Raw genomic sequence first — 24903 nt, 5'->3', positions numbered from 1 at the left:
AATATACCAATGCCAAATGATTTATAAAAAAGAGTGGGATATTTAACGAAGTCAGAAGTTAGAAGTCAAAAGTTATTTTTGTAACGGGGATGCGTGAGCAACTCTCCAAAAATATTCTTAAAATGCGGGGTTTTAAACCCATGTTATTTTGATAAAAACTCTGAAGCTTTTGTCCCTATTATCTATTCCCTTTTCCCTATTTTCTGTTCCCTAAATTCCCAGATATTTTTACCGATTCAGGGGATAAAAAAAACAGAATATTCCAGATTTAAAACCTCCTTATTACAGAGGTACTGAACACTGATAACTGATAACTGAAATTACTCGCAACGGAAATAGGATTGCTATAGACTTTTTGTGAGCTTGAAAATTGAAATATAGCCACAAGATAGATAGTAGTTAATAGTTCAAAAATCTTTCAACTACTATTGAAGCAGAAGATTAGGAGATATTCACAGCCAATAATTTATTCATATTGTTTGAGCAATTAATCTTTGAGAATATACCAATGCCAAATGATTTATAAAAAAGAGTGGGATATTTAACGAAGTCAGAAGTTAGAAGTCAAAAGTTATTTTTGTAACGGGGATGCGTGAGCAACTCTCCAAAAATATTCTTAAAATGCGGGGTTTTAAACCCATGTTATTTTGATAAAAACTCTGAAGCTTTTGTCCCTATTATCTATTCCCTTTTCCCTATTTTCTGTTCCCTAAATTCCCAGATATTTTTACCGATTCAGGGGATAAAAAAAACAGAATATTCCAGATTTAAAACCTCCTTATTACAGAGGTACTGAACACTGATAACTGATAACTGAAATTACTCGCAACGGAAATAGGATTGCTATAGACTTTTTGTGAGCTTGAAAATTGAAATATAGCCACAAGATAGATAGTAGTTAATAGTTCAAAAATCTTTCAACTACTATTGAAGCAGAAGATTAGGAGATATTCACAGCCAATAATTTATTCATATTGTTTGAGCAATTAATCTTTGAGAATATACCAATGCCAAATGATTTATAAAAAAGAGTGGGATATATAAAAAATCTGAAGCTTTTACCGAATAATTAATAATTCAATAATTCAATAATTTAATAGTTCAGGTTTAAAGCCTCCCCCTTTCAAGGAGAAAAAAATAAATTTTCTCCTTTTATTCAATCCTCTTCCTTTTAGGGAGAGGTAATTATCAATTATCCATTATCAATTATCCATTATTGAACCCTATTCTCTATTCCCTAGTCTCTATTTTCTGTTCCCTAAATTCCCAGATATTTTTACCGAAAAATTATGGGTATGCGCCTCACCTTTTCAGGGGATAAAAAAAGAGAAGATTCCATACTTAAAACCTCCTTATTACAGAGGTACTGATAACTGATAACTGCAATGACCAGCAACTGAAATAGAATTGCTATAGACTGTTTGTTAGCTTTAAAATTGAAATATAGCCACAAGATAGTAGTGATTAGAAAAATTAGAATAAAAAATACACTGCTACGTTAATCTTAGGTGATTTGGAATTTAAGATAGATGGCTAATAGACATCTCCAATAATAAAAAATTCAATCAATTATTGCACTCTTATTCATCAATAATTTCCTCCTACTCCCTACTCACTACTCCCTATTAATTGTTTCTATATTCATCATCAGAATTATTCTGTGTAAAAAATTAACAATTAGGTAATTTATGCAAAATTCATTTCTAAGTTCCATGGAATAATATATTCAGGACTTACGCATTTTTCCGACAAAAACACCATATATACCATAGTGCTATAGTTTTTATCTACTATATGTACTGCCTTTGCGTAAATCCCGGTCTTAATCAGAGTTGATTGTAGCTCGAGATAGACAAGTTCATACATCAGGACTTACGCAAATTGACTTTTAAACCACCATCTGTAGGGGTAAATAGTATTCTTTCTCGCTATATGTAGATTCTCTGCGTAAGTCTTGTAAATTTCATAATTCTGTGCAACCTCAGATAAAATTGGTATGACACCTAAGACCTAAGACCTAAGACCTAACACCTACCACCTATCACCTAACACTTCTATGTAGCCTCACATAAAATTGGTACTATTTGCTAATATATTGTAAATATAGGGATAAAGTAGGTGAGGCAGTTGCGGACTCAATATCTTGGGTCTGAGGAAAGTCCGGGCTCCCAAAAGACCAAGCTTGCTGGATAACGCCCAGTGCGAGCGATCGTGAGGATAGTGCCACAGAAAAATACCGCCCTGGAGATGAGATATTATTCAAGTCTCTGAGGTAAGGGTGCAAAGGTGCGGTAAGAGCGCACCAGCAGTATCGTGAGGTACTGGCTAGGTAAACCCCGGCGGGGAGCAAGGTCGGAGGGGCAATGGTTGGTCTTTTTCCAGCTCCGTTTTTAAGTGTACCGCTAGAGGTGTCTGGTAACAGGCGTCCCAGATAGATAACTGCCCTCTTAGCTGGTTTCAGTTAAGGGAACAGAACCCGGCTTACTCCCTACTTTTTCCTTATTTTTTATCCCAAAGCAATTAACAATTAACACTGGCTTTGTTGCATGAAAGTAGCGTTCTTAACATCCATTCCGCAGCTATATCGCTATCTTTCGCGATTATTAATGTTCTATTCATTTATTGTCCAATAGTTATTGCTCTGCTGATTAAACCTCAAAGCTTTTACCTGTAAAAGTTTCAGCCTTTTTCTGTCAAACATTAATGTTCTATTCATCTATTGTCCAATAGTTATCGCTCTGCTGATTAAACCTCAAAGCTTTTACCTGTAAAAGTTTCAGCCTTTTTCTGTCAAACATTAATGTTCTATTCATCTATTGTCCAATAGTTACAGCAGTTTCCGCGCGTGATGAAGTACATATGCGGAGCAAGTGCGGCAGCTATATACTTTCGTGCAACAAAGCCATTAACACTTATAAAAAATAATCAGAAAAAATGCCTGAATATTTAGCGGATAAATCTCCATCAATAGAACAATTAAATTCATGGATTGAAGATTTTCATACTAATGGTTTTTTAGTAATTCCTAATGTATTAACACCTAAAAAATGTGAACTTCTTAGAAATGACTTAGATAAAATTTTAAAGAAAACTGAAGAAGAAAAAATTGACAGGTCTAATCCAGTAGCGAAAGCTTACACATCAATCAAAATAATGGAGCGAATGTTTGAGCATTCCCAAGATAATCTAGACTTGTTTGCCATGGAACCAATTGTTACATTTGCAGAACATTTAATCGGTGGAGCAAATGGAACAGGTTACTCAATAAATGATGGAATTCCTAATGCTAATGTTGTTCATGTTATCCACAATAATTCTTTTAAAGTTCCTCCTCAAACTGATGGATTAGCAAAAAATGCCTGGCATCAAGATGATACACCACACGTTCTTTCTCTTGATGGTAAACCCCTAAACAATATTCGCTTGAACGTTCTAGCATTTTCAGTTAATTATTACTTAACTGATGTATTTTATCCAGACAACGGACCAACCCAAGTTATTCCAGGTTCACATCTGTTTGGTAAGTTTTGTGATGGCAATATTTTAGGATATGAAGATAGAATTCATAATTGTCTGGGAGGAATGGGTACTGCAGTTTGTTTTAACAATCAAGTTTGGCATAGAGGTTCTAGAAATTCATCTTCTGTCACCCGCTACATTACACAAATTACTTATGCTAAAAGATTAGTTGGACATAAATATGCACCATTTATGAATTATCAGATGCCTAGTCATTGTTATGAAGAAGCAGATGAAAGATTGAAGCGAATTTTGGGATTTCTACCTCATGGTGCTTATGGTTAATTAGGGTTTCTGAAAAGTCTTTTAGTAGGGGTAGGAGACAGGATACAGGAGACAATAGAAATGGGAATTTAGAGAAGGTAGAAGTAAGAATTGTACCTTGTTTTTCTGCCTAACTATGCGCCTAAAATACTAACTTTTTGAGTGTTTTAGACTGAAACAGGTGCACTTTTTAATAGCCCTAAAAAAGCTAAAGTATTTATATGTCAATGCTTTTAGATTTAATCAGGAAGCCCTAATTAATTATAGAATTTACTTAGTATTAAGTTTTTAGACTTGAGAAATAATGATTACCTTAATATGTCGGTTTAGTAATGTTGAATAGGGGCAATACAGGAAAAAGATTGAAAAATACTCCCCTCTTTTTAAGATTAGAATCAGAAAATTTATTCCCTTAGACTGCTATGTCAGCTAGTACTAACTTTTGCATTCTGTGAAGCTTCAATATACTGGTTTTTCCTATCATCTAATTCTTCCATCTATATCTCCTCAGTGGAAAACCACTAATTTTTTCATTCTCTGAAGCTCCAAAAAATCAGCGTGTCAAATGATTTTTGGCTGCATTCTCGCAATTTTTGTGATATCATAAAGACTATAAGGGCTCGTTCGCCCCTACGCATGACTTTTTATTCAACTAAATTTCCTTGCTCAGAAATGATAGAACATCCGTTGGCTTTTCCTATCATCGAAATTTTTCCATCTATAAACCTCCTCAGTGAAAAACCACTAATTTTTTCATTCTCTGAAGCTCCAAAAAATCAGCGTGTCAAATGATTTTTGGCTGCATTCTCGCAATTTTTGTGATATCATAAAGACTATAAGGTCTCGTTCGCCCCTACGCATGACTTTTTATTCAACTAAATTTCCTTGCCCAGAGACCATAGAACATCCGTTGGCTTTTCCTATCATCTAATTCTTCCATCTATATCTCCTCAGTGGAAAACCACTAAATTTTTCATTCTGTGAAGCTCCAGAAAAATCAGCGTGTCAAATGATTTTTGGCAGCATTCTCGCAATTTTTGTGATATCATAAGTATTATAAGGGGTCGTTCGCCCCTACGCATGACTTTTTATTCAACTAAAATTCCTTGCTCAGAAATGATAGAACATCCGTTGGCTTTTCCTATCATCTAAATTTTTCCATCTATAAACCTCCTCAGTGAAAAACCACTAAATTTTTCATTCTGTGAAGCACCAGAAAAAATCAGCGCGTCAAATGATTTTTGGCAGCATTCTCACAATTTTTGTGATATCATAAGTATTATAAGGGGTCGTTCGCCCCTACGCATGACTTTTTATTCAACTAAAATTCCTTGCTCAGAAATGATAGAACATCCGTTCCGCTGCGCGACCGAGTATTCAGGAATTTTCCCCAGAAGCAATACCAAAAATATCTTCATCTTCTGTAGCTTCCGATAAACATAAAAACTAGGATTTAAATAAAAAATTTAAAATATCTGTAAACATCAAAATTAAACAATGCAGACAGTAGAAAAACTAACTACACAAACTCCAGAACAACCCCTAATTATCGCAGGTAAAAAATTTAGCTCCCGTCTAATGACAGGTACAGGTAAGTATCCCAGCATAGAAAAAATGCAGCAAAGTATAGAAGCTAGTGGATGTGAAATAGTAACTGTGGCAGTACGACGGGTACAAACTAAAGCTCCTGGCCATGAAGGTTTGGCAGAAGCTATAGACTGGACAAAAATCTGGATGTTGCCAAATACTGCAGGTTGTCAAACTGCTGAAGATGCTGTGAGAGTTGCCAGACTCGGACGAGAAATGGCTAAATTATTGGGTCAAGAAGATAATAATTTTGTCAAGCTCGAAGTTATTCCCGATCCTAAATATTTACTCCCAGACCCTATCGGTACATTACAAGCAGCAGAACAATTAATAAAAGAGGGTTTTGCCGTTTTACCCTACATTAATGCTGACCCACTATTAGCCAAAAGACTTGAAGAAGTTGGTTGTGTCACAGTTATGCCCCTGGGTTCCCCTATAGGTTCTGGCCAGGGAATCCAAAATGCAGCTAATATTTCAATAATTATTGACAATATTAAGGTTCCCGTGGTAGTTGATGCAGGAATTGGTACTCCCAGTGAAGCAACTCAAGCAATGGAAATGGGAGCAGATGCCTTACTAATTAATTCAGCGATCGCTCTAGCTAAAAATCCATCAGTAATGGCCAAAGCAATGGGGATGGCGACAGAAGCAGGACATTTGGCTTATTTAGCAGGAAGGATACCCAAAAAAGATTATGCGATCGCCTCTTCACCATTGACTGGAAGGATTAATTCAGAGCAAAGCTAGTAATAATTTCCTATATTCACCAAATTTATGTTAAGATAGGTAAAGATAAAAAAAAGATAAAGGACTTTTAATCATGCCATATACAACAGAAGAAGGTGGACGTCTAAATAATTTTGCTGCAGAGCCAAAAATGTATCAAGCGGACGCTCCAGATCAAAAAGAACAAGTTAACTATTTAGTTTTAGGAACTCTAGGAGCTGTATTAGTAGGTAGTTTAGTATTTGTTGCTTTTTCTGTTTCTGCTTAAACTTTAAAGTGAAAATTATTTAAAGACTCAACCAGGTTCTTGAATTTTCAAGAGTCTGGTTTTAATTTTAATAAACTAGGAGTCAATTCAGTTAACAGTAGCTCCTGCAATAGGGAAGCTAGAAGATGCAGAATTTTCTGTTGGTTAATCTGTTGATTGAGTAATATTAAATCTGGTAGTATCAGTATTATAGCAATTCCTATGTTTTGAGGTAAAAAATTCCTTTATTTTAGGAAATAGAGAGTATTCAAAAATTAATAATTAACAATTACCTCTTCTTTTTAAGGAGAGGATTGACGCAGTAGGGAAAATTTTTTATTTTTTCTCCTTTAAAGGAGAGACTTTAAACCTTAATTATTGGGTAATTTGGGAAACAGAGGATAGAAAAGAAGGAAAACAACTGCATATCACTAATTTGAGAAACACTCAAAATATTAAACTTTGAAGGAACAAGAGTTGATATTTTGACATACTCCCCGGCGTAAACGCACGGGGATTCTCCTGAAACCAGGATTCTTGGTTCAATGAGTCCAATTAAACTAAACACCTTACGGCATCTAGTCCAGAGATGGTTCTCACGCCTGCGCGTTCGCTCTATTGCCTCTTTCAGAGGAGCTGCGCTATCAAAAGCCTGTTCCCGTATGCCCTACGGTACAGTTTAAACCTTAAAAAAAACTTTGGTTCTATGGTACTTGTTGCTTAAAGCTTTTCCATACACAAGCATTCCTGTGCATGCGCCCCCTAACTTTAGTTTTCAAGGTGCTAGTTTGCTACGATTAGTAGCTAGGTTTTTAGAGCGGTTAAATACCTTTGGAAAAAATCTTTTAGTAGGGATAGGAGACAGGAGACAGGAGACAGGAGACAGGAGACAGGAGAAATGTGAATGAGCGAGAAGGTAGAAGTAAGAATTGTCCCAAGATTTTTATGGCCAACTATACGCCTAAAATACTAACTTTTTGAGTGTTTTAGACTGAAACAGGCGCACTTTTTTTGTGCCTAAAAAGGCTAAAGTCTTTATATGTCAATGCTTTTAGATTTAATCAGCAAACCCTATATACAGCATATTTTGGGCAAATGAGGCATAAGCTTAAATGGTAAGATAATTGTAGTGCGGGCATCTTGCCCGCTACAGGTATACCTCATAACAACGGAAACCGCTGTATATTGAATTTTTCCAGTTATTATTTAAATAATATCATGGAAATTAATTAAATCTTAAATATTTATTGATAGCTATGTCGCTCGAACTGATAAAGCTATAGCAAATATTTAATTTCTATAAATTGATTTCCTGGTGGTTGAATAGGTTGGATAGTTAGCTCTGGACGTATGAGGCCAATAGTAATAGCTATCAACAAACAACAAATTAAAGTTACACCAATAATCAATAAAGCAAATAATTCACCAGCAGATAAGGGTCTGTCTTGAGGGTCTAAGTAGCTAGATGAATTTATATTATAAAAATTAACTCTTTTACTCAAATCATCTACATATAAACGCTTAATTTTTTGGTCATACTCTAATCTTTTTTCTGAGTTGACAAGAGTAGCATAAGCTTCATTAATTTGCTGAAATTTTGCCTTAGCGATCGCCTCCGGCAACTCCGTAGTATCTGGATGATAGCGCTTACTTAATTCTCGATATGCCTTTCTAATTTCCTGATTAGATGCTTGGGGATGGAGTCCAAGTAAAGAGTAATAATTCACGCCAAAAGGAGTGTATTTTGACATTCTTTAATTTTTGTTGTTTGTAGTTTCCAAACTCAATTAATTGTTGTCAATAACTATATTGACTTCATATAAGCTTTTCACGCAATCTGAAGTAATTGACACTCTCACCGTTAAATCAGAGATTATAACAGGAGATTCTTGTATCACAGATTCTTAACTAGATAACAAATCAAACAGATTGAGTTGTACCCCCGCTACTACCATCTCCACAAGCTTTTTCTTTAACCGTGTGCCCCACGGCTATTAATCCTCTTTTCCTAATCACTTTTGCAGCAGCTACATCCCAATTCAGATAGATAGTATTTTAATCATTCCATTCCCCTCTTGGTGGGATAGGAGGGTTTCTTTGAAGTGTTAGGGCCAATTCATCTTCTGGAAGTCCTCCTCTTAACCACTGACGAAGGGCACTTTCAATGACCTTACTAGGGTCATTTGTCAAATGTTGAACTTGGTCTAATAATCTAGAATCTATGTTGATAGATAATTCTACTTTTTCTGGCAATTTCGACTGATTAACTTCAGACTCATTCATAGTAAGACAATAATTAAATCTAGAAAAGTTACTGTATATTATCATGTTGACATAATCCACTCTCTGAAGTGAATTTTTTCCAGCTCACTCATAGAAATTACTGCTTCACCCAGTCCATGTAACTATCTCTAGCTATTGCAACAGCTAATCAGAGATGGTTCTGTCCACAGTAGTTCAGGTGGTTAGGCTTAGTTAGGGGATGTCCTCCGCTACTATTTTTTTTAATGTGACATCTCCCACACGCTCGCTGACGCTATAGTGTGGGCTTCTCGTTTCGTAGCCCACACTATAGTGCGAGCTTAGTGTGGGAGTATGTCACAGCTACAAAAATCTTCAAAATTAAAATATGTTAAGAAATATAGATAGATTAGTATTGTGTCAAGACTATAAAAAAAATTAGACATTTCAAATTATTAACAAAAGTATGACAAAAGTTCCTGTATCACACATTCGTAACTTTTCAATTATTGCCCATATAGATCATGGAAAATCAACTTTAGCCGATCGCCTCTTACAAGCAACTGGCACTGTGGAAGACCGTGAGATGAAGGAGCAATTCTTAGACACAATGGACTTAGAAAGGGAGCGTGGTATTACAATCAAGCTACAAGCTGCCCGAATGAATTATCGTGCTGAAAATGGAGAAGAATATGTATTAAATCTCATAGATACTCCTGGCCATGTGGACTTTTCTTATGAGGTGTCCCGCTCTTTGGCCGCTTGTGAAGGTGCTTTATTAGTAGTAGATGCTTCCCAAGGTGTAGAAGCTCAGACTTTAGCGAATGTCTACTTAGCTTTGGAGCATAACCTAGAAATTATTCCGGTTTTAAATAAAATTGACCTTCCAGGAGCAGAACCAGATAGAGTCAAACAAGAGATAGAAGAAATAATTGGTCTAAACTGTTCCGGTGCAATTTTAGCATCTGCTAAAGAAGGAATTGGGATTCCAGAAATTCTCGAATCAATTGTTAAATTAGTACCACCACCACAAGATACTATTGATGAAAAATTACGCGCTCTGATATTTGATAGTTACTATGACCCATATCGAGGGGTAATTGTATATTTCCGGGTGATGGATGGGACTATTGCTAAGGGCGATCGTATCCGACTAATGGCATCAGGAAAAGAATATGAAATAGATGAATTGGGAGTTCTCTCCCCCACCCAAAAACCAGTACAAGAGCTTCATGCAGGAGAGGTAGGTTATTTGGGAGCAGCTATCAAAGCTGTGGAAGATGCCAGGGTGGGAGATACAATTACTCTAGCCAAGAAAAAAGCAGAGGCTCCTTTACCTGGTTATACAGAAGCTAAACCTATGGTATTTTGTGGTTTATTTCCCACCGATGCTGACCAGTTTCCTGATTTACGAGAAGCTCTAGACCGACTCAAACTTAATGATGCAGCTTTATCTTATGAAGCAGAAACATCAAGTGCAATGGGTTTTGGGTTTCGGTGTGGTTTTTTAGGGTTGCTACACATGGAAATTGTCCAGGAAAGGTTGGAGCGAGAATATAATTTAGATTTAATTGTTACTTCTCCATCGGTAGTTTATCAAGTAACTACTAGCAAAGAAGAAGTTATTCTGATTGATAATCCAAATTTATTACCAGAACCTAATCACCGAGAAAAAATTGAAGAACCTTATGTCCAAGTAGAAATGATTACTCCAGAAGAATATGTAGGGACATTAATGGAGTTGGGTCAATCACGACGTGGGATATTTAAGGATATGAAGTATTTGGCTAGGGGTAGAACTACTTTAATATACGAAATACCCTTGGCAGAGGTAGTCACGGATTTTTTCGACCAAATGAAATCTCGTTCTCGTGGTTATGCGAGTATGGAATATCAACTTATAGGGTATCGTGAAAATCCTTTGGTTAAGTTGGATATTATGATTAATGCTGAACCAGTGGATGCTTTGGCTGTAATTGTACATAAGGATAAAGCTTATGGGGTAGGTCGTGCTTTGGCAGAAAAGTTGAAAGAATTGATTCCTCGCCATCAATTTAAGGTACCAATTCAAGCATCTATTGGTTCTAAAGTTATTGCTAGTGAACATATTCCTGCTTTACGGAAGGATGTTTTGGCTAAGTGTTATGGTGGGGATATTAGTCGTAAGAAAAAATTACTGCAAAAACAGGCAAAAGGTAAAAAACGAATGAAGTCTTTAGGTACAGTTGATGTGCCACAAGAGGCTTTTATGGCAGTTTTGCGATTAGATTAGAATATTAACTCTAATTCAACTGTTTTTAAAGATTCAAACTAATTATTTTGTGTGCATAATTTCTTAGTGTACGATAGTATTTGATGTGGTTTTTCAGTTATCCTTTGAAAACCACAACAAATAAAAATACTCAGTAGTCGAACCAATGAGAATATTAGTAACAGGCTGTTTAAATCTTTATATGGTTTCGTTTGATCGTCAATATATTTATTTAATTAGGGTTTGCTGATTAAATCTAAAAGTATTTACTAAATAAAGTTTCAGCCTTATTAAGTTAAAAAAAGTACCATATTTTCGGCTAATAAGGCTCAAAAAGTTAGTATTTGTGGATACAGTTGGGCAGAAAAATTAAGGGATAATTCTTACTCCTGCCTCCTCGCTCATTCCCCATTCCTCCTGTCTCCCCCTCCTGGGAGGGGTTAGGGGTGGGTTGTCTCCTGTCTCCTCCCCCCACTAAAAGACTTTTTCAGTAAGCCCTAATTAGTCAATTGTGACCCCGCCACAAGAAGTAATAGAAAAGAAAATAATTCGTAACCTGATTAAATGCTAGATAGTTAAATTAGAAGATTGGGAAAGGAAACTAAAATTACTAATAAAAATCAAATGAAAGAATATCAAATAATTCCTATCATAAATTCTGTTGGTTTTGCAATACGCGGGGTGCGTACACAAAAGGATTATCTCGATTATCTTACTCAACAAAAACAACAAAATATATCGGTTATTGTTTTGGCACCTCTGGTTTTTCAGGAAATCTTAGAAGAAACTTTTTCACAAACAGGTGCTAAGGTTTATTTTGAAGCTTATGAGGAGAAAGTTTTAGATAAAGAGAAGATAAATAGTATTGCAAAAAAATACTATACTTCTGAGTATAATATTGTTACAGATTCTCGCGCTATGGATTTTTTACGTCAGAATTTAAAAGAGAATTACCCAATTATTTTTGATAATTATGGCGTAGCTCATCCGATGCCAAACAAACCTAGTCTTTTTGCTTCAAAAAAAACTGTTGAACAGGTGATAGATAGACTTAGAGCTGTTGCTGAATCTGCAAAAAATAATACTGATGTTCGAGATGCTAAAGTCATTTTTCTCCCTTTCTCCGGATTAAAATCTTTGGGGACAGATTATGGAAAAAATCCGAGCGAAAAAGAACAGATTGCCACATTTATGTCTTTTCCTTTCGAAGATAGTATTCCTGCTATTGGTAAGATTCAAAAAGAATTAAAAAAACACAATATTATAGTCATTCCAGTTGCTATTCAATACGGTTCACTCGAAGAGATTCATCGCGATATTTTTCAACTGAGTAAACAACATAACTTAAGCCCTATTCCTACTTCATTAGATATAGATTGGAACAGAGATTTTGCTAAACAAGTTGGCTTTTTTCATGCACTAAACCAATGGTCTGAAGAAACTGGTTTGCCGAATATAGGAATTGTGCATGGTAGTAGTTGTCTTCATTTAGTAGAAGAATGTTCAATTCCATCAAGAATTATAGCTTTTTATGGAACTCATACAGAAACACTTAAATTAGAAGATGATGGAAGAGTTTATCACTCAGCTATTGCAGAAAAAAGCGGAGGTTGGTTGAGAGCTATCCAACCTCCAATAGCAAACTCTCATAACTATAAGTTAGTAGCAGAGCAAATTGCAGAAGAAGCACCGAAGGTTATTTTTGAGAGACTTTTTTAATCAACATTAGTTATAACTTTTTCTAGTAGCTTTTTGCTGCATTTGAGCTTCTAAAGATTTTATATAATTAGTTACTCGTGTAAATTCTGGTGAGTAGTTATTTAACTTTTCTAAAGCATTTTTCCAGTTAATCAATGCTTTTTCATGTTTATCTGTCTCTTCATATAAAGTACCTATTTCCATAAAAGTTAGCCCTTCACCATGATTGTCAGTAGCTTTTCCAGTACCAGATGAAGAAACTTCTTTTTTGATATCTAAACTTTTTTCAAAATATTCTAGAGCTTGTTTATAGTCTTTCATTAAACGATAAATCACGCCTAATTCATTGTAAGAAACTCCTTGACCTTGGCGGTCTTCAATTTGTTGTTTAATTTTCAAACTTCTCTCAAATAGATTTTTGGCTTTCTCTAAATTACCTTTAATTTTATAAACTTTACCCAGGTTATTTAAAGTAATGCTAATTTGAAAGCGATCGCCTACTTTTTCTTCTTTAATTCTGAGGCTCTCTTCCAGAACTTTTTCAGCTTCATCTAGGTTTTCTTGTTTTGTATAAACTTGACCTAAACCATCTAATGCTCCAGCTTCACCTACAAAATCTTCAAGCTGTTTAAAAAGAGATAAACAGTTTTCAAAATATTTGATGGAGTCTTCCCACTCACCAAGTGAACGATAAAGATATCCGAGAGTATAAGAAGATTCAGCTTTTCCCTCTGTATTTTTTAGAGAGCAAAAAATATCATAACTATTTAAGCCATAATCTATTCCCTCTTTTGCGCGACCTAGTAGTCGAGAAGTATGAGCAATATTGTTATATATGCGAGCTTCAGCAACTTTGTTTTTATCCTTTTTAGCAGCAGTTAATGCTGTTTGTAGAGTTTCTTCTAAATCTTCCCAGTAGGTACGAACATTGTAAAAGGTAATCAGACTATCACATATATCAATAATTGATGACCACTGTTTTTTTGAGTCTGCTTTTTTTATTGCTCTTTTAATATTAGGAAGCTCTGCTTGAAAAAAATCTAAACCTTCTCTTTCTAGCTCCTCTTCTGATCTATTAAATTCATTAGCAAGTTTGCTTCTTAGTTTGGGATTAAGATAGTCATCTTTGATGTTAGTTTCATCCAAGTACGTCTTAATAAAACTAGGAATTAATCTTTCATAAATAGAACTAATTTCCTCGAAATCTTCTCTCAGCTCTCTTAGTTCTTCTGGGGTAAAAAGACCTGAAATATTTCCTACTTCTTCTATAAGAAGATAATCACTATAAACTGTTTCCATTTTACGTTAATATTTTATGTAATTTGATAATTGGGTAGTCTTAAAAATATTAGTTAAGCTAATAAGCATTTTAAATCCCTATTAGCAAGTCAGAAGTTATAGTCATTTCCAATTAAGAATGAAACATTTTTTTGAGCTGAACTCTTTTCACCGTAAGAAACTTTCGTCTTAATCTAAACTGAAATGACTATAGAATTTAATAGGGTTGGTTCGTGAATCACTCCTACAGAAGTAGTAAGGGTTATATTCTTAACTAGGCACATAACAAATATGCGGTTTAAATGCACAACAGTTTACTACTTTCCTTGAATTATCAGGAGATAAACTACAAAAATTATTACTTGTTTACCACTACCGATAATTGTGAAATAATTGCATAGAAAAAGATATAACTTAGTCTATGTAGATAGTACGTCTTGTCAGAGTCTCTCTGAGCTATTTCTAAAAAAGAAACTTTCCAAGTTGCATTTACCACCTGTCTAAACTCTTCATTACTTAAACTGATAGTAGACATAATTTGATTATATTTACTACCTATATTTGGCTCAAAAAGAGCCATTCCACTCATAAATTTTTTATCAAGATTAGAAAGCAATTTCAAAGAAGTTAAAAATATATATTTCCAGAATTGTCTAAATTCATCTCTATCACTTATTTCGCTATCTTTATCTGTTAAGCGCACACCTTTTAATCCATCGATAATAACTTCTGGATCGAACTTCTGAAGTTGCCCCAATACAAATTTCAAAGCCATGGGTATATAACCAAAAGATTCATCTCCTATGGCTTCAATCATTTCTTCCAACTTATTATCTTTTACAGCATCAAAATACTCAAGCATATTTTTTTGAGTAGCAGTATCTTGGATTAAATCTATAGCTGAATATTTATTCAATCCACGCAAATTTAAAGGAAAAACATTATCTTCAAAAGTTTCAGTAAACCTATGTCTGCTAGTTAAAAGTGCTTTGCTAGAACCAAGAATAGATAAAAGTTTTTGGATAATCTTATCTTGTGGTTCTGCCGAAGTTTCCATATTATCTAAAACTATTAATACAGGTCTCTCCTGAAGCAATTCTCTGACTTTAATTTCTCTTTCTTCTTCTTTAATTTTAAACAACTCAGGTCTATTTAGTTGCTGTATAATTCCATTAAGTACTGTTTCAAAAGTCATCTGCTGAGAATTATCTGTAGTTGATGCTGTTTGCCATAAAACTTTGGAAAAACCAACATCTAAATAGGATTTAATAATTTCTCTTACTAGGGCTGTTTTGCCAATTCCACCCATACCATGTACTCCAACAATTTTTCTTCCCAGAGTGTCATTCAAAACTTCTTTAATCCTTTCAATTTCAGGTTCTCTACCTAGAAGTTTTCGATAGCCTGGATTGGGAATATAAATATCAGATGAAGATTGAGTTTTAGAAGGTGATAAATTTCTTATTGTTACCGTAGAAAATGCTTCTTGCCGTCTAGGATATATTTCTAGCAGCTTTAGACGGTAAATAATATTTTCCCAGCTAATCACATAACTTTCTTTATTATCAGATGACTGAATAACTCCAATAGCACAGCCTGAATTGTTATCTAATACTAATCCACCAAAAACACCTCCATCTATTTTTTCGTTTTCATCCTGTTTTATTGTGTAAGCTGAAAAAGTAGATTCATCTTGTGGTTTTTTATTCCATAAATTTCTGAAGTTTACATCTTTTTCTTGATGGTAAACAGAAATTGTATTAACTTCTACGCTTTCTCTCAAGGTACCATAGACATCAAAACTTTTTGAAAATCTAGGAAATTGATTATGTGAAAAACCGCAAACCAAAGTTGAAACTACTTGGTCTTTAGGAATCGTAGTTGGAATATATTTAGCATTTTTTACATTTATTTTGAGAATAGCAATATCAACTTCTGGATTTGAAAATTTCTTGCACCATTGAGCCTGATAATCTTTATCTTGATACTGAACTTTTAGCCAGTTCAGAGAATAAATAATGTGATGACAAGTAACAAAATAACCATCACGATGAATCATGAAACCAGAACCTACAGTATTGCCATTAGAATCAATAATTCTTACCATTGACTCCCAAATTTTATTAAGCCCTTCTGAATTGGGAGAATTATTCGGAAGGGCTGAAGTAGGGTTTTCAGTCGTTTCTCCTTTTCGTTCTTGCAGTGGCTGAAAAACAGTTACAGGCGAATAAGGTAATTGTTTGATAATAGTATCTGATAATGGTAAACATTTTTTAATAAATACCTTTACACCTTTATATACTTTATCTTCTATATCAGTTGGTTTTGCAATAGTGATATGGTCTGCATCTACGGCAGGAATGGCTTGCACATCTGGTATTTTTGGATCGGCACTGTCAGGATCTACAACTTTTCCTACAGAAATACCTTTACTTTGAGTATTTTTGCCTTCATAGTAAGCTCTTGTAGATATTCCTAGAGAGTTAACATGTTGTCGATACCATTTATCAAGAGAACGTAGTTGACTAGAATGAGATTCTAGCTCTTTTACCGTAATATTTTCCCTTCCCAAAAACCTCATGATTTCGACTAAAGGATGTTTGGTTAAATCTGAACCAGTATGAGGAGTTGCTAGAAAAACAATACCTTTAGTATTTTGGATAATTGCTTTTTTGCTAGGATCTTTTGGATAATCAGACCCAGAACGAAGCATCTCTTTAACAACAAGACCACCCAAACTATGAGTAATAAAAATTAGAGGTCGTTGACCAAGTTCTTCATTTTCTAAATCATCCAGTAAATTTTTTCCTTGATCGAACAGAGTCTGAGAATTACCTAACCATGCAGAAGCCTCTGCTTCATAACCAAAAGACCAAATACCAATATTTTGGCATAGAGACTCTTTTGCTAGCCAATAAGGCCAACATTTCTCATTTTCTTCTTCATTTGGATGCCATGTTTTAATCCGATGACCCATCAGACCGTGAACAAAAATTACATCACCATTACTGTTAACAGTAAACGAATACAACAAGCTTTAAATTGGCTAAGACTTCCTGTAGAAAAACGTCCTACATTTATAGCTCTGTATTTTAATGAACCAGATAGTAAGGGTCATCAATACGGTCCTGATTCAAAAGAAGTAGAAAATACTATTCGTGAAGTAGATAGTACAGTTGGTTTACTTTTAGAAGCTTTAAAACAGGAAAAAGTTCTCAATAAAATTAACATTATTGTGACTTCAGATCATGGAATGACTTCTATTAGCAAAGATAGAATTATTTATCTCGATGACTATATTGATTTAGAAAATGTAGATGTTATTGACTGGTCTCCCGTTCTTGCTTTACGTCCTAAGAATGGTAAGAAAGAAGAGATTTACAATGCTTTAGTAAATGCCAATCCACATTTCAAGGTGTACTATAAAGAAGACATTCCCGAGCGTTTCCATTTTCGTAATCATCACCGCATTACCCCAATTATCGGCATTGCTGAAGAAGGATGGTCAATCTCTAGTCATGGCTTAGTTAATAGTTTAAAATTTCAGTTTGTCAGAGGAACTCATGGCTATGATTATCAACTTCCCTCAATGCATGGAATTTTCATTGCCAGTGGTCCATCTTTTAAAGAAGGTTTAGCAGTAGAATCTTTTCAGAATATAGAAGTATACAATCTGATGGCCAAAGTTTTGAACTTAAAACCCGCTCCTAACGACGGAAACTTTGATTCTGTGCAAGCTATGCTAAGAGATTAAATAATATAAACTATATGTAATTTTTGATATATTACTCCTATAAAACCGAATTAATACTAATGCTTTGAGAAAAGTAAAAGGGGTAAAGACAGAAAGCGAAAACTTCTCTAAAACTCCTCAAACTTACTCATAACTATAGCTATAAAACTAAAATGGATAAGTTTTCTCAGTTGTTTATCCATTGAGTCGTTATCAGCTACAATCAAGGTATGAAGCTAGTTGAACGTCATGTTATTACCAAATCCCATTATTTGTGGTCAGCTTGTGACCACAAGGCTTTTTTGTCAAAAAATCTGTTCAATTTAGCTAACTATTATTATCGTCAATACTTCTTTGAAAACAAAAAGAAACTCAGCTTTAATCAACTGTATCATCTAGTATCTAAGACGGATGATTATCAAGCTTTACCAACTAAAGTTAGCAAGCAAATAATCAGAAGATTAGACTCAGCTTGGAGTAGTTATTTTGCCGCTTTAAAAACATGGCAAAAACAGCCAAATAAATTTTTAGGTAAACCAAAAATTCCCAAATATAAACATAAAACAAAAGGTCGAAATATTCTGCCCTATCCAGATGAATCAATTTACAAAAAAGCCTTGAAAAAGGGGATTTGTCACTTATCCATGAGTGAAATAAAAATCCCCACTTCACAGACAGAAATAATAGAGGTAAGGATTATCCCTAAAAGTAGCTGTTATATAATAGAAATAGTCTATGAAAAACAGGAGGGAATAACAAATAATCAACAAATAGCAGGAGTAGATTTAGGAGTAAATAATTTAATGGCTGTAACTACAAATCAAACAGGAATATCACCTCTTTTGATTAAAGGCAGACCATTAAAAGCGATTAACACCTTTTATAATAAACAACGCTCTATTTTACAATCTCAATTAAAAACCAACCAGAATAAAAGTCATTCTCATCGGTTAAAAAAATTAACTCACAAGCGAAATTGTCGAGTAGAAAACTATCTCCATACAGCAAGTAAAAGAGTAATAGATTGGTGTGAAAACCATGAAATAGGAATGTTAATCATTGGACATAATCAGACTTGGAAACAAGAAATAAAATTAGGGAAAAAGAACAATCAACAATTTGTGAATATCCCTCATTATAGATTAATAGAGATGTTAAGATATAAAGCCGAATTAAGAGGAATAAAAGTAATAATAACAGAAGAATCTTATACATCTCAATCAAGCTGTTTAGACGGGGATGATTTACCAAAATATGGAGATAAAAAAACGAAATTTAGTGGAAAAAGAGTAACAAGAGGGTTGTATAAAACCAGGGAAAATAAATTATTAAATGCAGATGTAAATGGGTCATTGAATATAATAAAAAAAGTAATTCCTGATGTCTTTGACCAAGGAATAAAGGGTTTGCCGTTTAACCCTGTAGTGCTCGATCCACTACGAGCAACTAAGCTTTCAGATTTTTGAGTAAGTTTGAGTAATTTTAGTTGAGCGGTACTAATATCTTTCAGACCCATACTTTGTTAGTGTATGATGGAGCTTGATGTGGTTATTCAATTTTCTGTTGAAAATCGCAACAAATTAAATTGCTCGGAAGTAGAAGTAATGAGAATATTAGTAACAGGTGGCGCGGGTTTTCTTGGTTCTCATCTCATCGATAGATTAATGGAACAAGGCCATGAAGTCATCTGTCTTGATAATTTTTACACAGGAACTAAGCGCAATATTTTAAAGTGGTTGAATCATCCTTATTTTGAGTTAATTCGCCACGATATTACTGAACCTATTAGATTGGAAGCGGATCAAATTTATCATCTGGCTTGTCCTGCTAGTCCAATTCACTATCAATACAACCCTGTCAAGACAATTAAAACAAATGTGATGGGGACATTGAATATGTTGGGGTTAGCTAAAAGGGTAAATGCAAGGTTCTTTTTGGCTTCCACATCTGAGGTATATGGAGACCCAGATGTACATCCTCAAACGGAAGAGTATAGAGGTAATGTTAATTGTATTGGGATTCGCTCGTGTTTTGACCCTAAAACTGAAATTTTAACTGAAGCAGGTTGGGTGGCTTTTCCAGAGTTACAACCAGAATTAAAAGTAGCAACTTTAAATCCAGAAGGTAAAGTTGAATATCATATTCCTGATGAATATATCGTACAGTCATATATTGGGGAAATGTACCGTTTTGCTAATGGTAATTTTGATTTTTGTGTGACTCCTAACCATTGGATGTATGTGCGTAGTGAAACTGAGAAATTACAGTTTATCAGGGCAGATGAAGATAAGTCTTGGCAAAGTTTGCGGGCATTAACTGGAGGAGATTTTGGAGGGGAAGAAGTAGAGTGGTTTGAGTTAGGATATCCTCCTAGAAATGCCAAGGTAAAAGTAGAAAAAATCTTCATGGATGACTGGCTAGAATTTTTTGGTTATTACATTTCTGAAGGTTGCGTTGATGTGAGAAAAATGTCGCGAGTGGTAGGGGGAAATGATTATGATGTAGCAGATTATAATGTGTTAATTGCTAGAGAAAATTCTGAAGGAGGTTTGAAAATTGCTAATTGTTTAAGTCGTTTAGGGTTTGATTTTACTGAAACTTTATCTGATTCGGATGACGCTCAATTTAGGATTTGTAGTAAACAGTTAGCTGAGATTTTATTACCTTTAGGTAAGTCTGGTGAAAAATACATTCCTCGGGAGTTTTTCGGGCTATCAAAACGACAGTTATTAATCCTATTTAAAGCTTTAATAATGGGTGATGGTTCGGAAGGGGAAGATTGCTACGTTTACTATAGTAAATCTAAACAATTAGCAGATGATGTACAAGAATTAGCACTTCGTTGTGGTTATGCCGCTTCGGTAGTTTCTCATGCAGTGGGACGCGGTCTTTATCGGGTAAATATTCGACCTGCTAAGGATGCTAATTTAGTTGAACCAGAGCGGTTCCATTATGTAGGAAAAGTTTATTGTGTTAATGTCACAAACCATGTGGTTTTTGTTAGGAGAAATGGGCGTGCTGCTTGGTGTGGTCAATGTTACGACGAAGGCAAGCGAGTAGCAGAAACTTTGGCGTTTGATTACCACCGTCAAAATAATGTTGATATTCGAGTAGTCAGAATTTTTAATAGTTTGACTGGAGATCAAAAGGTACTTTATTACATTGCTGAAGAACTCTATTATGAAACTTTTGCTGAATGTTATGACAGGATTAATGGAGATATTTCTAATGTATCGGTGCCTTGTTTTGATGAAAATTCTAAGACAGTAATTAAACCAATTTCTGCAATTTGGAAACATCATGTGAAGAAGAAAGGTTATCAAATCAAAACTGTTTGGGGTAAGCAGATAAAAATTACAGAAGACCATAGTTTATTTACTAGGGATAATAACGATCAACCTCGAGCAGTTTTTGGAAATGAATTGAAGGTGGGAGATGAAATAGGAGTTCCTAGTTATATTAGTTTTTTGGAGCAACCTTTACAGCAATTCTACATTACAGATAAAATTTCTATTCAAGAAGAAATATCTGTAGAAAGTGAAGAGACTATCTCTTATATAGAAAAATATGGAGATAAAATTCGTGAATATTTATTGACAAAAGGTGTTAATCCCGAAGAACTTTATTTAATACTGAAAAGTTACGAGGCAAAAAATCAAATTCCTTTGCATCTATGGGAATATTTAGAACTTCCTCTATCTAAAAAAGAGAAAATTTGCTATTTATCTTCAAAAGCAATTAAAAATTGGATAGGGAATATAGAAGAATTTTTATGGTTATTAGGGTTTTATGTCGCTCAAGGAAGTTTGATAGACAATGAATTGTTGTTTAAAGGAGAAGCTGAGAAATTAGCAAAATTAATAGAAGTAGTAGAAAGAATATTTGACTGTCAATGTGAAATAAAGATAGAAGGATCTATAAGTGTTAAGTCAAAAATTCTGGTCGATCTAATTGCAGAGGGATTGAATTTTGGCAAGACAGAAAAAGAGATTCCTAATTGGGTTTTACAACTTCCTCAAAAACAATTAATTAGTTTTTTACAGGGATTAAGTGAAGGAATTGAAGAAGGAGTCAGGAGTCAGGAGTCAGGAGTCAGGAGGGAAAATTGCTTATGGATTGCTTCCCCAAACAATTTTGAACACCGTGTAGACGGTGGGGTATTAAACCCGCAAAAAAAAGATAATGTAGTAGAAAATCAACTAAATTCAAAGATTGAATTTAAGAGTAATAGTCAGGCGATCGCTGAAAAATTAGTATTAATCTTAGCTAAGTTTGGGCTAGTAGCAAATGTCTCAGAAATAGAACAAAATTACCAAATAATAGTAGAGGGGTTAGAAGATAACAATATTGAGAATTTGTCCAACATTCAGCAGAAAATATCGGCCAAAAGTACTGGTGATATTGTCTGGGCAAAAATAGAAAGTATTGAGGGATTTGAAATAGATGATTATGTATACGATTTCTCAGTACCAAATTATGAAAATTTTATTGGCGGAAGCTACGGAATTTTTGCTCATAATACTTACGGACCGAGAATGTTAGAAAATGATGGTCGAGTAGTAAGTAACTTTATTGCACAAGCCTTAAAAGGAATACCACTAACAGTATATGGAGATGGCTCTCAAACCAGAAGTTTCTGTTATGTGTCAGACTTAGTCGAAGGATTTATTCGATTAATGAATCAAGACTTTATTGGGCCTGTTAACATCGGCAACCCGGGAGAATATACCATACTAGAATTAGCTCAAAAAATTCAACAAATGGTTAACCCAGATGCAGAAATAACATTTAAACCTCTGCCACAAGATGATCCGAAACAGCGACAACCAGATATTACTCGTGCTAAAAAATATTTAGGTTGGGAACCTACTGTTCCTCTCCAAGACGGGTTAAAATTGACAATAGAAGATTTTCGAGAGCGGCTCAAATTAATTGATAATGGATAATGAATAATGGATAATTATTTAAGTACCTACACAAAATTATTTACAAAAGTGATGTTTACACAGTAAGGATTTCAGTTCCTAAAATGTAAGCATTCAGCGGTCAGCCATAAGCTATCAGCTATTGCTTTTAGTTTAGGATCAAAGCAATATTTAATTGTCTTACTACAAAAGTTGGCTCCCTTGCCCTTAAAGTCAGTTATTAATTTAAACACTGTCCTATATGAGAGAGTCTTGTTGCTGAAGTCTGCAGTTCCTCCGGAGGAGGCTAGCTGACAGCTAATAGCTGTTTGCGCAGCATGACCTAGGAAATGCTTACCCTAAAATTTGTAATTTATTTTGTTTAGCTGCTTATTAATTGATAATGAATTAATTATCAATTATCAATTATCCATTATCCATTTATAAGTTTTTTTTCCTGTTAAAAATTTTGAGGATATAAATATGCGTGTTTGCGTTATTGGTACTGGTTACGTTGGCTTAGTTACAGGAGTTTGTCTTTCTCATACAGGACATCATGTAATTTGCGTAGACAACAACGAGGAGAAAGTTAAACTCTTAAAATCAGGACAGTCTCCAATCTACGAACCGGGGTTATCTGAACTGATGCAAGGTTGCACCAAAGCAGGAACTCTAGAGTTTACATCTGACATAAAAGCTGGAGTCAATCATGGCGATATCTTATTTATTGCTGTTGGTACTCCCCCACTCCCTACAGGGGAAAGCGATACTCGTTATGTTGAGGCAGTGGCTAAGGGGATAGGCGCTCATTTGACTACAGGTTATAAGGTAATTGTTAATAAATCAACTGTACCTATTGGTTCTGGTGACTGGGTACGAAGAATTGTTTTAGATGGAGTTGAAGAACGGAAAAAAGAGGAAGGTGGCTCCGGTACAGATATTGAAGCTGAATTTGATGTGGTTAGTAACCCAGAGTTTTTGCGCGAAGGTTCCGCTATATTCGATACTTTTAATCCAGACCGCATAGTATTGGGTAGTAATAGTCAAAAGGCACTAGATATGATGTTGGAGCTTTATACTCCTCTGGTTGAACGTAAGTATGGTGATGATCAGTCACTCCCACCAGTGCCAGTGGTGACAACAGATTTGAGTTCGGCAGAGATGATTAAGTATGCTGCTAATTCTTTTTTGGCAACTAAGATTAGTTTTGTGAATGAGATTGCTAATATTTGCGATCGCGTCGGTGCAGATGTGACTCAGGTGTCTAAGGGTATTGGTTTAGACTCTCGCATTGGTAATAAGTTTTTACAAGCTGGTATTGGTTGGGGTGGTTCTTGTTTCCCGAAAGATGTTTCTGCTTTGGTGCATACTGCTGATGACTATGGTTGTGAGGCACAGTTGTTGAAATCAGCAATTGAGGTGAATAAGCGTCAACGCATGATTGCAATAGATAAGTTACAGCAGGCACTGAAAATTCTTAAGGGTAAGACTATTGGGTTATTGGGTTTGACGTTTAAGCCTGATACTGATGATATGCGGGATGCACCTTCTCTAGATTTGATTCAGGAGTTGAACAGGTTGGGGGCAAAGGTGAAAGCTTACGATCCGATTATTTCTCAGTCTGGTATGCGTCATGGTTTGACGGGAGTAGTAGTGGAAACAGATCCAGAAAGACTTGCTGATGGTTGTGATGCTTTGGTGTTGGTGACTGACTGGAAACAGTTTGAGACATTAGATTACGCTAAGATGGTGAAGTCTATGGAGCATAATTTATTTGTTGATGGACGTAATTTCTGCGATCGTAAAGAGTTGGAAGCTGCTGGTTTTCAATATGTGGGAATTGGGCATTAAATAGCTATCAGCTTTCAGCTATCAGCTTTCAGCTAGTATAATTTTCAACAAAATATTGTGTAGGGGTGTTCTACGGAGCACTCCTAAATTTTTCCCCTACTCCCTACTCTGTAGGGATGTTGCATGCAATGTCCCTACCTTCGTCTTTTCTGGAGGTATCTAATTATCTGGATGTGATATTATCAGCAAACTTATTATGGAATTTGAATGGAATGAACAAAAAGCTGAGTCGAATCTATCTAAACATGGAGTCTCATTTGCAGAAGCAAAAACTGTTTTTAAAGACCCTTTATATGTGGATTTTTACCGAATAATTAAGGTTTAAAGCCTCTTCTTTCAAGGATGAAAAAGAAAAAAAAATCCTTTGAATCAATCCTATCCGTTTTCAAGGATAGGTAATTATTAATTATTCATTATTCATTATTCATTATTCATTGTTGAAGATCCAGATCATTCCTACAATGAACATCGTTACATTATAATAGGAGAATCGGTACAGGGTCGTTTGTTATTAGTTTCTTACACTGAAAGAAATAACAGAATTAGGATTATTAGTGTGAGAAAAGCTACAAATAAAGAACGAAAAGCATACGAGGAGAGTTAA

At 34.8% G+C, this 24903-nt stretch carries 15 protein-coding genes, 1 other RNA gene and 5 pseudogenes; 17 read left to right on the top strand and 4 right to left on the bottom strand.

Annotated elements, in window-relative coordinates:
- Nucleotides 1-2110 precede the first annotated feature (2110 nt).
- The 5 genes from rnpB to F6K54_RS00925 all read left to right on the top strand — a co-directional run bounded on the left by rnpB (nt 2111) and on the right by F6K54_RS00925 (nt 7251).
- Nucleotides 2111-2500, top strand: an RNA gene (rnpB, locus tag F6K54_RS00945) — RNase P RNA component class A.
- A 434-nt stretch (nt 2501-2934) separates the two neighbouring features.
- The gene (locus tag F6K54_RS00940; protein ID WP_293073197.1) at nt 2935-3804 is read left to right on the top strand and encodes a phytanoyl-CoA dioxygenase family protein; all 870 of its coding nucleotides are present in this window, start codon (nt 2935-2937) and stop codon (nt 3802-3804) included.
- 1476 nt (nt 3805-5280) lie between these two features.
- Complete coding sequence (locus F6K54_RS00935) at nt 5281-6117, top strand: thiazole synthase (RefSeq protein WP_293073194.1); 837 nt, start codon at nt 5281-5283, stop codon at nt 6115-6117.
- A 73-nt stretch (nt 6118-6190) separates the two neighbouring features.
- Nucleotides 6191-6364 (top strand): photosystem II assembly protein Psb34, encoded by a 174-nt coding sequence (gene psb34 / locus F6K54_RS00930; RefSeq protein WP_293071082.1) that lies wholly within the window; start codon nt 6191-6193, stop codon nt 6362-6364.
- Nucleotides 6365-7041: 677 nt separating this feature from the next.
- A complete protein-coding gene (locus F6K54_RS00925; RefSeq protein ID WP_293073191.1) occupies nt 7042-7251 on the top strand; it encodes a hypothetical protein in 210 nt (69 codons plus the stop codon).
- A gap of 369 nt (nt 7252-7620) precedes the next feature.
- Here the strand turns inward: F6K54_RS00925 and F6K54_RS00920 are convergent, their stop codons facing one another.
- Nucleotides 7621-8094, bottom strand: a complete 474-nt coding sequence (locus F6K54_RS00920; RefSeq protein ID WP_293073188.1) for a J domain-containing protein — start codon at nt 8092-8094, stop codon at nt 7621-7623.
- Between the two features lie 304 nt (nt 8095-8398).
- A complete protein-coding gene (locus F6K54_RS00915; RefSeq protein WP_202218949.1) occupies nt 8399-8626 on the bottom strand; it encodes a hypothetical protein in 228 nt (75 codons plus the stop codon).
- Between the two features lie 424 nt (nt 8627-9050).
- Here F6K54_RS00915 and lepA point away from each other — a divergent pair, with 424 nt between their 5' ends.
- Together lepA and F6K54_RS00905 are read left to right on the top strand one after the other, a co-directional pair.
- A complete protein-coding gene (gene lepA, locus F6K54_RS00910) occupies nt 9051-10856 on the top strand; it encodes a translation elongation factor 4 (RefSeq protein WP_293073183.1) in 1806 nt (601 codons plus the stop codon).
- 603 nt (nt 10857-11459) lie between these two features.
- Nucleotides 11460-12554 (top strand): hypothetical protein, encoded by a 1095-nt coding sequence (locus F6K54_RS00905; RefSeq protein ID WP_293073180.1) that lies wholly within the window; start codon nt 11460-11462, stop codon nt 12552-12554.
- Nucleotides 12555-12560: 6 nt separating this feature from the next.
- Here F6K54_RS00905 and F6K54_RS00900 read toward each other — a convergent pair whose 3' ends face one another.
- Both F6K54_RS00900 and F6K54_RS00895 read right to left on the bottom strand, forming a co-directional pair.
- Complete coding sequence (locus tag F6K54_RS00900) at nt 12561-13832, bottom strand: tetratricopeptide repeat protein (protein WP_293073178.1); 1272 nt, start codon at nt 13830-13832, stop codon at nt 12561-12563.
- A 337-nt stretch (nt 13833-14169) separates the two neighbouring features.
- A complete protein-coding gene (locus tag F6K54_RS00895; protein WP_293073174.1) occupies nt 14170-16788 on the bottom strand; it encodes an NB-ARC domain-containing protein in 2619 nt (872 codons plus the stop codon).
- On the opposite strand from F6K54_RS00895, the gene F6K54_RS00890 reads away from it, so the two are divergent.
- The 10 genes and pseudogenes from F6K54_RS00890 (at nt 16762) to F6K54_RS00860 (ending at nt 24903) form a co-directional block, all read left to right on the top strand.
- Nucleotides 16762-17565, top strand: a complete 804-nt coding sequence (locus tag F6K54_RS00890) for a nucleotide pyrophosphatase/phosphodiesterase family protein (RefSeq protein ID WP_293073171.1) — start codon at nt 16762-16764, stop codon at nt 17563-17565. The two genes, F6K54_RS00895 and F6K54_RS00890, sit on opposite strands and share 27 nt — an antisense overlap.
- Nucleotides 17566-17774: 209 nt before the next feature.
- Nucleotides 17775-19010, top strand: a complete 1236-nt coding sequence (locus F6K54_RS00885; protein ID WP_293073168.1) for a transposase — start codon at nt 17775-17777, stop codon at nt 19008-19010.
- 138 nt (nt 19011-19148) lie between these two features.
- Nucleotides 19149-19580: pseudogene (locus F6K54_RS00880) on the top strand (GDP-mannose 4,6-dehydratase); the annotation flags it as partial.
- Nucleotides 19581-19724: 144 nt separating this feature from the next.
- Nucleotides 19725-20453: pseudogene (locus tag F6K54_RS42545) on the top strand (LAGLIDADG family homing endonuclease); the annotation flags it as partial.
- A gap of 126 nt (nt 20454-20579) precedes the next feature.
- Nucleotides 20580-20675 (top strand): annotated as a pseudogene (locus F6K54_RS43685) (SDR family NAD-dependent epimerase/dehydratase); the annotation flags it as partial.
- A pseudogene (locus tag F6K54_RS00875) lies at nt 20676-22058 on the top strand (NAD-dependent dehydratase); the annotation flags it as partial.
- Between the two features lie 3 nt (nt 22059-22061).
- Nucleotides 22062-22490: pseudogene (locus F6K54_RS43680) on the top strand (GDP-mannose 4,6-dehydratase); the annotation flags it as partial.
- A gap of 441 nt (nt 22491-22931) precedes the next feature.
- Complete coding sequence (locus tag F6K54_RS00870; RefSeq protein WP_293073165.1) at nt 22932-24299, top strand: UDP-glucose/GDP-mannose dehydrogenase family protein; 1368 nt, start codon at nt 22932-22934, stop codon at nt 24297-24299.
- 196 nt (nt 24300-24495) lie between these two features.
- Nucleotides 24496-24624, top strand: a complete 129-nt coding sequence (locus F6K54_RS00865; RefSeq protein ID WP_366558008.1) for a BrnT family toxin — start codon at nt 24496-24498, stop codon at nt 24622-24624.
- An 87-nt stretch (nt 24625-24711) separates the two neighbouring features.
- Nucleotides 24712-24903 (top strand): BrnT family toxin, encoded by a 192-nt coding sequence (locus F6K54_RS00860; RefSeq protein ID WP_366558010.1) that lies wholly within the window; start codon nt 24712-24714, stop codon nt 24901-24903.

It is taken from the genome of Okeania sp. SIO3B5, from assembly GCF_010692555.1.
Classification (GTDB): domain Bacteria; phylum Cyanobacteriota; class Cyanobacteriia; order Cyanobacteriales; family Microcoleaceae; genus Okeania.
Note: the sequence above shows the minus strand (reverse complement) of the source record. Positions and strands in the feature narration are given on the sequence as shown.

What these genes read in the sequence shown, in the direction of transcription:
- F6K54_RS00920 (WP_293073188.1), bottom strand. Translation starts at nt 8,094, where the DNA reads ATGTCAAAATACACTCCTTTTGGCGTGAATTATTACTCTTTACTTGGA.
- F6K54_RS00885 (WP_293073168.1), top strand. Translation starts at nt 17,775, where the DNA reads ATGAAGCTAGTTGAACGTCATGTTATTACCAAATCCCATTATTTGTGG.
- F6K54_RS00890 (WP_293073171.1), top strand. Translation starts at nt 16,762, where the DNA reads ATGCCATGTTTTAATCCGATGACCCATCAGACCGTGAACAAAAATTAC.
- F6K54_RS00900 (WP_293073178.1), bottom strand. Translation starts at nt 13,832, where the DNA reads ATGGAAACAGTTTATAGTGATTATCTTCTTATAGAAGAAGTAGGAAAT.
- lepA (WP_293073183.1), top strand. Translation starts at nt 9,051, where the DNA reads ATGACAAAAGTTCCTGTATCACACATTCGTAACTTTTCAATTATTGCC.
- F6K54_RS00915 (WP_202218949.1), bottom strand. Translation starts at nt 8,626, where the DNA reads ATGAATGAGTCTGAAGTTAATCAGTCGAAATTGCCAGAAAAAGTAGAA.
- F6K54_RS00870 (WP_293073165.1), top strand. Translation starts at nt 22,932, where the DNA reads ATGCGTGTTTGCGTTATTGGTACTGGTTACGTTGGCTTAGTTACAGGA.
- F6K54_RS00935 (WP_293073194.1), top strand. Translation starts at nt 5,281, where the DNA reads ATGCAGACAGTAGAAAAACTAACTACACAAACTCCAGAACAACCCCTA.
- F6K54_RS00895 (WP_293073174.1), bottom strand. Translation starts at nt 16,788, where the DNA reads ATGGGTCATCGGATTAAAACATGGCATCCAAATGAAGAAGAAAATGAG.
- F6K54_RS00865 (WP_366558008.1), top strand. Translation starts at nt 24,496, where the DNA reads ATGGAATTTGAATGGAATGAACAAAAAGCTGAGTCGAATCTATCTAAA.
- psb34 (WP_293071082.1), top strand. Translation starts at nt 6,191, where the DNA reads ATGCCATATACAACAGAAGAAGGTGGACGTCTAAATAATTTTGCTGCA.
- F6K54_RS00905 (WP_293073180.1), top strand. Translation starts at nt 11,460, where the DNA reads ATGAAAGAATATCAAATAATTCCTATCATAAATTCTGTTGGTTTTGCA.
- F6K54_RS00940 (WP_293073197.1), top strand. Translation starts at nt 2,935, where the DNA reads ATGCCTGAATATTTAGCGGATAAATCTCCATCAATAGAACAATTAAAT.